Source organism: Acidovorax sp. HMWF029, from assembly GCF_003060895.1.
Classification (GTDB): domain Bacteria; phylum Pseudomonadota; class Gammaproteobacteria; order Burkholderiales; family Burkholderiaceae_C; genus Acidovorax.
Genome location: NZ_QAIH01000117.1, coordinates 1 through 10357, shown reverse-complemented (window position 1 = coordinate 10357; position 10357 = coordinate 1). Strand labels below are relative to the sequence as shown.

The 10357-nt window shown below is 65.5% G+C and carries 6 protein-coding genes and 1 pseudogene; 3 read left to right on the top strand and 4 right to left on the bottom strand.

The genetic code is table 11. The features are described from left to right. Positions 1-674, bottom strand: a pseudogene (locus DBR12_RS08055) (2-keto-4-pentenoate hydratase); the annotation flags it as partial. Between the two features lie 97 nt (positions 675-771). On the opposite strand from DBR12_RS08055, the gene DBR12_RS08050 reads away from it, so the two are divergent. Continuing rightward, positions 772-1908 carry an iron-containing alcohol dehydrogenase gene (locus tag DBR12_RS08050; RefSeq protein WP_108616773.1) on the top strand — a complete coding sequence of 379 codons (1137 nt, stop codon included), beginning with the start codon at positions 772-774 and terminating at the stop codon, positions 1906-1908. A gap of 188 nt (positions 1909-2096) precedes the next feature. Continuing rightward, complete coding sequence (locus tag DBR12_RS08045) at positions 2097-4955, top strand: EAL domain-containing protein (protein ID WP_233244349.1); 2859 nt, start codon at positions 2097-2099, stop codon at positions 4953-4955. A gap of 58 nt (positions 4956-5013) precedes the next feature. On the opposite strand, the gene DBR12_RS08040 is transcribed toward DBR12_RS08045, so the two are convergent. From DBR12_RS08040 to DBR12_RS08030, 3 genes are all read right to left on the bottom strand, one after another. Then, complete coding sequence (locus tag DBR12_RS08040) at positions 5014-6225, bottom strand: patatin-like phospholipase family protein (RefSeq protein WP_108616772.1); 1212 nt, start codon at positions 6223-6225, stop codon at positions 5014-5016. A gap of 62 nt (positions 6226-6287) precedes the next feature. Then, positions 6288-7115 carry an HDOD domain-containing protein gene (locus DBR12_RS08035; protein ID WP_108616771.1) on the bottom strand — a complete coding sequence of 276 codons (828 nt, stop codon included), beginning with the start codon at positions 7113-7115 and terminating at the stop codon, positions 6288-6290. A gap of 72 nt (positions 7116-7187) precedes the next feature. Further along, complete coding sequence (locus tag DBR12_RS08030; protein ID WP_108616770.1) at positions 7188-9560, bottom strand: Tex family protein; 2373 nt, start codon at positions 9558-9560, stop codon at positions 7188-7190. A 293-nt stretch (positions 9561-9853) separates the two neighbouring features. On the opposite strand from DBR12_RS08030, the gene DBR12_RS08025 reads away from it, so the two are divergent. After that, on the top strand, positions 9854-10147 hold the full coding sequence (locus DBR12_RS08025) for a DUF4148 domain-containing protein (RefSeq protein WP_108616769.1): 294 nt from the start codon (positions 9854-9856) through the stop codon (positions 10145-10147). Positions 10148-10357 lie beyond the last annotated feature (210 nt).

Below are 10357 nucleotides of genomic sequence, written 5' to 3'. Positions count from 1 at the left end.
TCGCTGCCCTTGCCGCCCCCCAGGCGGGCACCCGCACCATCGGACAGGGACACGTTCATGTCGGCCAGGGCCTGGAGCATGGCAAAACGCTCGCCCCGGTACGCAGGCACCGCAATGGGCGCACCCGCCACGCCCAGGCGCGCGCCCACGTTGATGGCCGTCACGCCCGCACCGTTGAGCTTGGGCGGCGCCTGCACCATCAGGTCGGGCAGTTCGATGAACGGGATGATCTGGTCCACGGCGTCCAGCACGTCCATGGGGGTCTTGGCCTGGTTGATGGCCGCACTCTTCACGCGCACCAGCATGTCGGCTTCATAAAGGGGGCGGGCGCCGAATGCTGGGTCCACCGTGGCGCCGCTTTGCAACACCATGCCTTCATAGAGCTTGCCCCACACGGGCTTGTCGGTGTTGAAGCGCTTTTGCACGGCGGGGTTGGTCAGGCCTGCCTTGTAGCCAATCACCTTGCCCAAGCGCTGGGCCAGCAAGGCGTTGACCTTGCCGCGTGTGCAGGCGCCATCGGCGTCCGTCAGGTTATCGGGGTTGGCGGCGGGAGTCTTGGCCACGTAGTTGGCCACCAGCTCGGTGGCCTGTGTGTCGGTCAGGCACTGGGCCTGGGCGCTTGTCACAGATGCGACGGCCACCAGGGCCGCCATCAGGGTTTGCTTCGTTTTCACGCGTGTCTCCTCCTTATAAAGTGGGCTTGAAACCTGTATCAAAGGCTGGCGGGCTATCGTAATCGCTGGCACTCCCATTCACACATTCTGTTGCACCATGGCTTTCATCTACTACGTCACCCAGATCCAGTTTGAATTCGGCGCTGTCCAACTGCTCAAGCAGGAATGCGAGCGCGTGGGCATCACCCGCCCGCTGATCGTGACGGACCCTGGCGTGAAGGCCGCTGGCGTGCTGCAAAAGGCGCTGGACGCCTTGCCCGGCATGACCGTGGCCGTGTTTGACCAGACCCCATCCAACCCCACCGAAGCCGCCGTGCGCGCCGCCGTGGAGATGTACAAGGCCCAAGGCTGCGACGGCCTTATCGCGGTGGGCGGCGGCTCGGCCATCGACTGCGCCAAGGGCATCGCCATCGCCGCCACGCACGAAGGTCCCCTCACCCACTACGCCACCATCGAAGGCGGCTCGCCGCGCATCACCGACCGCGCCGCGCCCCTGATCGCTGTGCCCACCACCAGCGGCACGGGCAGCGAGGTGGCGCGCGGCGCCATCATCATCGTGGATGACCACCGCAAGCTGGGCTTTCACTCGTGGAACCTGGTGCCCAAGGCCGCCATCTGCGACCCCGAGCTCACGCTGGGCCTGCCCCCCATGCTCACAGCCGCTACGGGCATGGACGCCATCGCGCACTGCATGGAAACCTTCATGTCAGCCGCTTTTAACCCGCCCGCCGATGGCATTGCGCTGGACGGCCTCACACGCGGCTGGGCGAACATCGAGCAAGCCACCCGAAACGGCAGCGACCGCGACGCCCGCCTGCACATGATGAGCGCCAGCATGCAGGGCGCCATGGCCTTCCAAAAAGGCCTGGGCGCCGTGCACTCGCTCAGCCACAGCCTGGGCGGCGTAAACCCGCGCCTGCACCACGGCACGCTCAACGCGATGTTCCTGCCCGCCGTGGTCCGCTTCAATGCACAGGCTGAATCGGTGCAAAAAGAAAAGCGCCTGGAGCGCATGGCCCACGCCATGGGCCTGGCCAGCGCAGGCGACATCCCCGAAGCCATCCGTGAAATGAACGCCCGCCTGGGCCTGCCCACGGGCCTTGCCGCCATGGGGGTGAACGAAGCGATGTTTGACGACATCATCCAGGGCGCGATGGCCGACCACTGCCACAAGACCAACCCGCGCATTGCCACGCCCGAGGAGTACCGGGACATTCTGGCGCAGTCGCTCTGACGCTGTTGCCACCCGGGTCTCGGCCGCCGCGGCGCCGAGCAGGTTTTACAAAATGTCACAACCTCGCCACACTTCCCCGCCAACCCTCCACGAAAAGGCAGCCCCAGCAGCTCCAACGGCTAGACTCCCCATCAGTTCACCATTAATTAACGATTCATTACCTGGGATGGGGGAGAGGGTAACCGCCGATGATGCGCACCGGAAATCTCAGCACCTGGCTTCTGCAGGGCACCTATCCCCGGCTCTACGTCCCCATCGTGCTGATCATCCTGCTGGTCAGTGGCGTGCGCTACCACTACCTGCTGCAGGCCGAAACCGAAGAGGTCCATCGCCATGCCGCCGCCGAGTTGCGGCGCGCCAGCGACTACCTGTTGCCGCGCCTGGCGGCTGCGCCCGCAGCTGATGCAGCCACCATCACAAGCATCCTGCACGACGGCATCACCCAAATGGGCCCTGGCGTGCAGGCGCTCACGTGGGAACCCTCGGAGCCGCCCCAGCCGCATCAAGGCGTCCAGTGGCCCGTCACCGAGGTGCAGGCCTCCGCCCCCGCCCCGCTGGCTCCTGCCTGGTTTATCCCTTGGCTGGACATCCCCCAGCCTCTGATGCAGTCCGCCCAGCGCCTGGCCGACGGCTCGCCGGGCCGCCTGACCATCACCCTGCATGTACAACCACTTGTGGACAGGGTTTGGAGCACGGTGATCGTCCAGGCGCGCATCTCAGCGCTCAACATCTTCACCATCCTGTTCCTGCTCACCCTGCTGCTGCGCGCCAACACGCGCATGCTGCGACGGCTGGCGCAGGCCACCGATGGATTTCGCCAGGGCTACCTGGGAACCCGCATGGAGGTGGCCGGCACCCTCGAATCCCGGGCCATGGCCGAGGCGTTCAACGACATGGCCGGCAAAGTCCAGTCGCTGGTGCTGTCGCTGCATGAAACCCAACGCCAGCAAAGCGAGCAGCTGCATTTCACGCGGCAACTGATCGACGCCCTGCCCTTGCCCGTGTTCGTGCGCCGTGCCGATGGCACCTACCTGGACACCAACCGCGCCTGGCAGAGGCTCTTCCAGACCCCTGTGGACCCCACCGGGGCGCACCACGCCTCCACCGTACCAGAGGCCCTGGCGCCCGAACACTCTACCCAGTTCGCCAGCGCCCAGGACAACGTGGTCCCGATCCAACCCACCAACCACCCGCCGCTGTACATGGCGTACTACGAAGCGCCCTTCACCAGCACCAATGGCGCGCTGGCAGGCACCATCGGCACCCTGGTGGACGTAACCGAACGCAAGCGCGCACAAGAGGCCCTGCAGGCCGAGAAGGAACGCGCAGAAATCACCCTCGCCTCCATTGGCGACGGAGTCATCACCACTGACCTCGCGGGGCGCATCGACACCATCAACGAGGCCGCGCAGCTCATGACCGGCTTCACGGCCCAACAGGCCGTGGGCCGACAGCTGGACGATGTGTTCCGCCTGTACGAAGAACCATCCAGCCGGAACGCCAGCACAGCCGCTGAACGCGACAGCCAGCCCGGTGCACTGCAGCAGGCCACGCACGAGATCCTGATCCACCGCTCGGGCGAGCGTTACGCCATCGAATACACCGCATCGCCCATCCGCCAGCACAACGGCCAGGCCGTAGGCAGCGTGCTGGTGTTCCGCGATGTGACCGAAGCCCGCAACCTGCGCCACCAGATCTCCTGGCACGCCCGGCACGACCCGCTGACCGGACTCTACAACCGCGCCGCACTTGCCGAGCGTCTCACCCACGCCCTGTTCGTGGCCCACAACAAAGGCCTGCTGTTGGCCGTGTGCATGCTGGATCTGGACCATTTCCAGGCCGTGAACGATGCTTTCGGCAACCGTGTCGGCGATCGCCTGCTCAAGGAAACAGCCCGGCGGCTTGGGGCCTACATCACCCCCAGCGATGCCGTGGCACGCATGGGCGGCGACGAGTTCGTGCTGCTGCTGGGCGAGCAGCCCGATATCCCGGCCATCGAAGCCCGTCTGGTTGTACTCATGCAGCAGCTGGCCGCCCCCTACGCCATCGACAACCGCGAGGTGAACACCACGGTGAGCATCGGTGTCGCAGTGTTCCCGCACGACAACGCCAGCCCCGACACCTTGCTGCGCCACGCAGACCAGGCCATGTGCCAGGCCAAGAGTTTTGGCCGCAACCAGTTGCACGTGTTCGACGTGCAGCAAGACCACGCCGTACAGACCCAGCACACGCGCCAGACCCGCGTTGCCCAGGCCCTGCACGCTGGCGAGCTGGTACTGCACTACCAACCCAAGGTCAACCTGCGTACGGGTGAAATCATCGGACTGGAGGCCCTGCTGCGCTGGCAGCACCCGGAGGAAGGGCTGCTGGGCCCACAGCATGTGCTGCCCCTGGTGGAAGACACCGAGCTGCAGGTCGAGCTGGGCGAATGGGTGCTGCGCCAGGCCCTGGCCCAGATGCGGCAGTGGACCGACGCGGGCATGCTCTGGGAGGTCAGCGTCAACATCGCCGCGCCCCACTTCCACCGGCCCAACTTCGTGCCTCGCCTCAAGGACATCCTGCACACCTGCCCCGAAGTTTCGCCCACCCGGCTGGAGTTGGAGATCCTCGAAACCGCAGCGCTGGAGGACATGCAGTACATGCGCAGCATGATGCAAAGCTGCCAGGCACTGGGCGTGCGGTTCGCGCTGGACGACTTCGGCACCGGCTACTCATCGCTGTCCTACCTCAAGCGCCTGCCCGCCGAAACGATCAAGATCGACCAGTCCTTCGTGCGCGGCATTCTGGAGGACGGCGACGACCTCACCCTCGTTCAGGCCATCGTGGCCCTGGCTGCTGCCTTCCACCGCCATGTGGTGGCCGAAGGCGTGGAGACCGCCGAGCATGCGGCCCGGCTGCTGGAGCTGGGCTGCGAGCGGGCGCAGGGTTATGGCATTGCCAGGCCGATGCCAGCCCACGAAGTGCTGGGCTGGGCCCGCGAGCATGCGGCCCGCCACGCCGCACGGGCAGTGCAGGATGCAGCCACGCGGCGCCCTGCGGCCGCTTGATGACAAGACCGGCCATCTTGTAGCCACCGCAACAAAGGCAGCAACGCCCCTACTCCAACTAGAGCGGATGCACGGCCCCCATGTCGGGCCGCTGCAGCCACTCGGCCCATTCATCTGCCAGTTGCTGGCTGGAGCTGGTGGCACCCAGCCAAGCCTGGGCGCGGGCGCGGCTGTCGGAGCCGTAGTGGGTGAAGTCCTTGCGGTCTGGCAGCTTGGCGTTGGGCAACCCACGCACCCAGTCGGGATCGGGCGAAAGCACCACCATGTTGTCCAGCGCGGGGGTTGCCTTGTGCCGCCACTTCAAGCCCTTGTCCAGCCAGCCCGGCACCACCCGGTGCTGAAAGTGCGGATACAGCACAATGCCCGCTGAACCCGGGCGCGTACCTGCCGCCATGGCCTGCACGCCCTCGTTTTTCAAGGTTTTTAGGCCGCCTGCGCGCGCCCCTATTGCCTTATTAGCTATCAAATTGGAAGCATCAGAACCTGACCGGCCATACGCCAGATGCAGGTGGTAGTCGGTGATACCGCCATCCCAGTACGCCCCGGGCGGCGCCCCCGGGATGTTGTGCACGGCCTGCAGTACAAAGGGGATGGAGCAGCTCGCCTGCAGCGCAGGCATGAAATTGGCTGCACTGAGCCGCACCTGTCGCGTGCGGTAGTCCGACGTGCCAAACGGCAGCGCCGCGCAGGCCGCCCCCGGCACCGAGGCGTCGGGCGACGAGAACACCACCCGCTCCAGCCAAGCCCCCATGGCCTTGCGATGCACCGTGTTGGTCAGAAAGGCACCCAGGTAGCCCAGGGGCGTAGCCACGCCATGCTCGCGCCCCAGCAGGTGCCGCCCCCGCGATGCAATGATGTGCAGGCGATAGCGCGGGTGGCTCAGCACCTCATCCACCTTCCCGCCATAGAACGCATCCAGGTTGCGACCAAACCGCTCGCTCACATGGGCCGCCGTGGGGCGCTTCTTGCCCGGGGGCAACTCATAGTCCTGGTGAATGTAGTCATGCTCCAGCCGCTCGAAAGCCGTCACCGATTGCTGCAGACAAGCCGTGGCCATGCGCCAAGCGCCAATCGATGCGCCCACCAAGTGCACCGGCTGGTCCGATCGCGGCAGCCACTCCCCAAAAATGAACCGGTCCAGCGGCCCCAGGATCAGCCCCTTGGGGCCCCCAGCCGCTGCGGGAATCACGCCCACATCGCCGGGCTGCAGGCCGTGGTGCTCAAGGTGTTGCCGGGCGCGGGGGCCAGCGTGGATGCGCAGTGCTTTCATGGCGGCGATTGTCGCAAAGCAAAACGCTGCAGGCTGTCGCCAAGCTGCGCAGGCCCGAAGGCCTACACAACAAAATCCGCCACTTCCGGCTTGGCCGTCCAGTCGATGGGGTCCTGCTGAAGCACCATGTCGATGTCCAGGCCCAGGGTCAGGCCCACCTCGCCAGGGAAGGACACGGCCAGCTCCTTTTCACCCAGCTCCGCCTCGCGGGCGCGGGCGCGCCAGGCGGCGAGGTGGATAACACCCGCCAGAGGCTCGTAGGCCTTGTTCTCAAACGGCGCGCTCTGGTGTTGCAACGCGTCGATCACCACCTCGGGCAGTTGCCAGCGGCGCGCGCAGCCAGCGGTAACGTGGCCATAGCTGTAGCCAAAGATGCGCTGCTCGATCTTGTCACGGCGCAGGTCAAACGGGGCTACCAGGGTGTTGACCGACTGGGCTTTGTCAGGGTCGGCAAGGTGGATCACCAGCTCGCCCACCGCGTGCAGCAGGCCCGCCGTGTAGGCCGCGATCTGGTTCTGGTGCACGATGCCCGCCAGCGAACGGGCCAACTTGGCCGTGTTGAGGCTGTAGCGCCAGAACTGCTGCATGTTCACCCCTGGCACTGAACGCGACGTGGTGCCCAGCGGGGCTGAGGACACAAGCGTACGCAACTGGGCCATGCCCAGCAGCGCCAGCGCCTCGGGAATGCCAGCAATCTGGCGCGGCAACTGGAAGGTGGGAGAGTTGGCCAACTCCAGCAGGCGCGCGGCCAGGGCCGGGTCGGTACCAAACAGCTGGTTCAGGCGCCGCATGCTGGGTTCGCTCTGGGCCAGCTCGCTCATCAGCAGAGCCACGGCGCGCGGCAGGCTGGGCAGTGCCACAGGTTGGGCCAGCAGTGCGTTCAACTCCATGGGACGGGCACCGATTGTGATTGAGGTGCTGGCGATTATGGCCCCCGGCAGGCCCCATTCGCCAGCCCGCAGTTACCGGCCCTTGACCTGTTGCAACTTCGCAAATGCCGAGGCCATGGCCGACGGCTGGGCCGCCTCGTTGGCACGGCGCGGTGGCTGGGCATAGCCCCTGCCTGCACCTTCAAAACGGTTGTCGCGCGGGCCTCGCTCACCTCGGTCACCTTGCTGGCGCGGCGCAGCATCCAGCTTCATCGACAAGCCGATGCGCTTGCGCTCCACGTCAACCTCCATGACCTTGACCTTGACGATGTCACCGGTCTTGACCACTTCACGCGCGTCGTTCACAAACTTGTGCGCCAACTGGCTCACGTGCACCAAGCCGTCCTGGTGCACCCCAAGGTCGATGAAGGCGCCAAACTGGGCCACGTTGCTCACCGTGCCCTCCAGCACCATGCCTTCTTTCAGGTCCTTGATGTCTTCCACGCCGTCATTGAAGCGCGCCACCTTGAAGTCGGGGCGCGGGTCGCGGCCGGGCTTTTCCAGCTCGGCCAGGATGTCCTTGACGGTGATGACGCCAAACTTGTCGTTGGCGAACAGCTCGGGCTTGAGCGTCTTGAGCATGTCGGCGCGGCCCATGATCTCGGCCACGGGCTTGCCCGTCTTTTCCATGATCTGCTCGACCACCGGATAGGTTTCGGGGTGCACGCCGGTCATGTCCAGCGGGTTGTCGCCACCGCGAATGCGCAAGAAGCCCGCGCTCTGCTCGAAGGTCTTGGCGCCCAGGCCCGCCACGTCCATCAGCTGCTTGCGGCTCTTGAACGCGCCATTGGCCTCGCGCCAGCGCACCACGGCCTTGGCCACGCTGCCCGACAGGCCCGACACACGGCTGAGCAGCGGCACGCTGGCCGTGTTCAGGTCCACACCCACCGAGTTCACGCAGTCCTCCACCACCGTGCCCAGCGTGCGCGCCAGCTCGCTCTGGTTCACATCGTGCTGGTACTGGCCCACGCCAATGCTCTTGGGGTCGATCTTCACCAGCTCGGCCAGCGGGTCTTGCAGGCGGCGTGCGATGGAGGCAGCGCCGCGCAGGCTCACGTCCACATCGGGCATCTCTTGGCTGGCGTATTCGCTGGCCGAGTAGACGGACGCACCCGCCTCGCTCACCACCACCTTTTCGATAGCGCGGTCGGCCTTGGCCGCCATCTTGATGAGGTCAGCGGCCAGTTTGTCCGTCTCGCGGCTGGCCGTGCCGTTGCCGATGGCGATCAGGTTCACGCCGTGTTTTTCCACCAGCTTGGCCAGGGTGAACAGCGAGCCGTCCCAGTCGCGCTTGGGCTCGTGCGGGTACACGGTGGCGGTCTCCACCAGTTTGCCCGTGGCGTCCACCACAGCCACCTTCACGCCAGTGCGGATGCCGGGGTCCAGCCCCATCACCACGCGCGGGCCCGCAGGCGCAGCCAGCAGCAGGTCGCGCAGGTTGTCGGCAAACACCTTGATCGCGACCTTCTCGGCCTCGTCGCGCAGGCGGGCGAACAGGTCACGCTCAGTCGAAAGGCTGAGTTTGACGCGCCAAGTCCAGGCCACGCACTTGCGGATCAGGTCATCGGCCTTGCGGCCTGCATGGCTCCAGCCCAGATGCAGGGCGATTTTGCCTTCGGCGATGCTGGGCTTGCCTGGCTCGGGCTCCACCGGCAGCACCAGCTTGGCCTCCAGAATCTCCAGCCCCCGGCCACGGAACACCGCCAGCGCGCGGTGCGAGGGCACGCGGCCAATGGGTTCGTCGTATTCAAAGTAGTCGCGGAACTTGGAGACCTCGGGGTCGTTCTCGTTCTTGGACTCCACCTTCTTGCTGCGCAGCAAGCCCTCGGCCCACAGCCACTCGCGCAGGTTTTGCACCAGGGCCGGGTCCTCGGCCCAACGCTCGCTCAGGATGTCGCGCACGCCATCCAGCACCGCAGGCACGGTCGAGAAATCAGCGCCTGGCTTGCCATCGTCGAGCACCTCGGGCGGCTTGGTGAACGCAGCAGCCTCCACAGCCGGGTCCAGCGTGGGGTCGGCAAACAGCTTGTCTGCCAGTGGCTCAATGCCGAACTCGCGCGCAATCTGCCCCTTGGTGCGGCGCTTTTGCTTAAAGGGCAGGTAAATGTCTTCCAGCTCCTGCTTCGTTGGAGCGGCGGCAATGGCGGCACGTAGCACGTCGGTCAGCTTGCCCTGCTCGTCAATGGCCTTGAGCACGGCCACACGGCGGTCTTCCAGCTCGCGCAGGTACGACAGGCGCGCCTCCAGCTCGCGCAGTTGGATGTCGTCCAGCCCGCCCGTCACCTCCTTGCGGTAGCGGGCGATAAAGGGCACCGTGGCGCCCCCGTCCAGCAGCTCCACCGCTGCGCGCACCTGGGATTCACTGACTTTGATTTCTGCGGCCAACTGCCGAACGATCTGCTGCATGGGTAGGACGGACTCTCTGAGACTCGGTCAAACGATGGTAAGAAAAGGCGAAGCGCGGGAGTTTGCCACAGGCGGTTTGCTCATTCCCCGGCCCTCCGGCAAGCGGCCTGCCGATTGTTTTCAATACTGGAACAGTTAGTTCGCGACCGGGCGGTTTTTCTGTGAACACCATCGGCGTACAGTTCAACCCATCGATGAGCCGAACCCGCAAGGCGACTCACCGAACCCGGTTCAGGAATGGTTTTTGACCCGGCTTTTTTGAGACGCTTTTTCAACTTTCAAGGATATTCATCATGAACAAGAACGCCCGTTTCCTCTCCGTCGTTGCTGTTGCTGCTTTCGCCGCTTTTGGTGCCCATGCAGACGAAGCCGATGGCTCGCAATTTGCCCTGAAGTTCGACACCAACCGCACCCGCGCTGAAGTGAATGCCGAAGCCGTGGCTGAAGCCCACACCCACAGCACGGAGCCCGCAGGCTCGCGCGTTGTGACCTACAAGTCCAACGCCGACCGCGCAGCCGTGCGCGCCCAGGCTGCCGAAGCCGTGCGCACCGGCCAGATCCCCCACGGCGAATTCAGCGCCATGTAATTGACTCGGTTGCGGGACTTCCCATGGCGGTAGCACTTCGCGCGGTGCGGGTGCTGCTGCCATGGGAGGTGTTTTGGACAAGCACCCGCCCCCGCACTGGCCAAGCAAACTGGGCTCCCGTTGGGAGCCCTTTTTATTGGAGGGGCGCACGGCGCTTGCGGCCCTTCATAAAATGGGCAGCCGCTCTTTCACGCCCCATGTCCCTCCCCC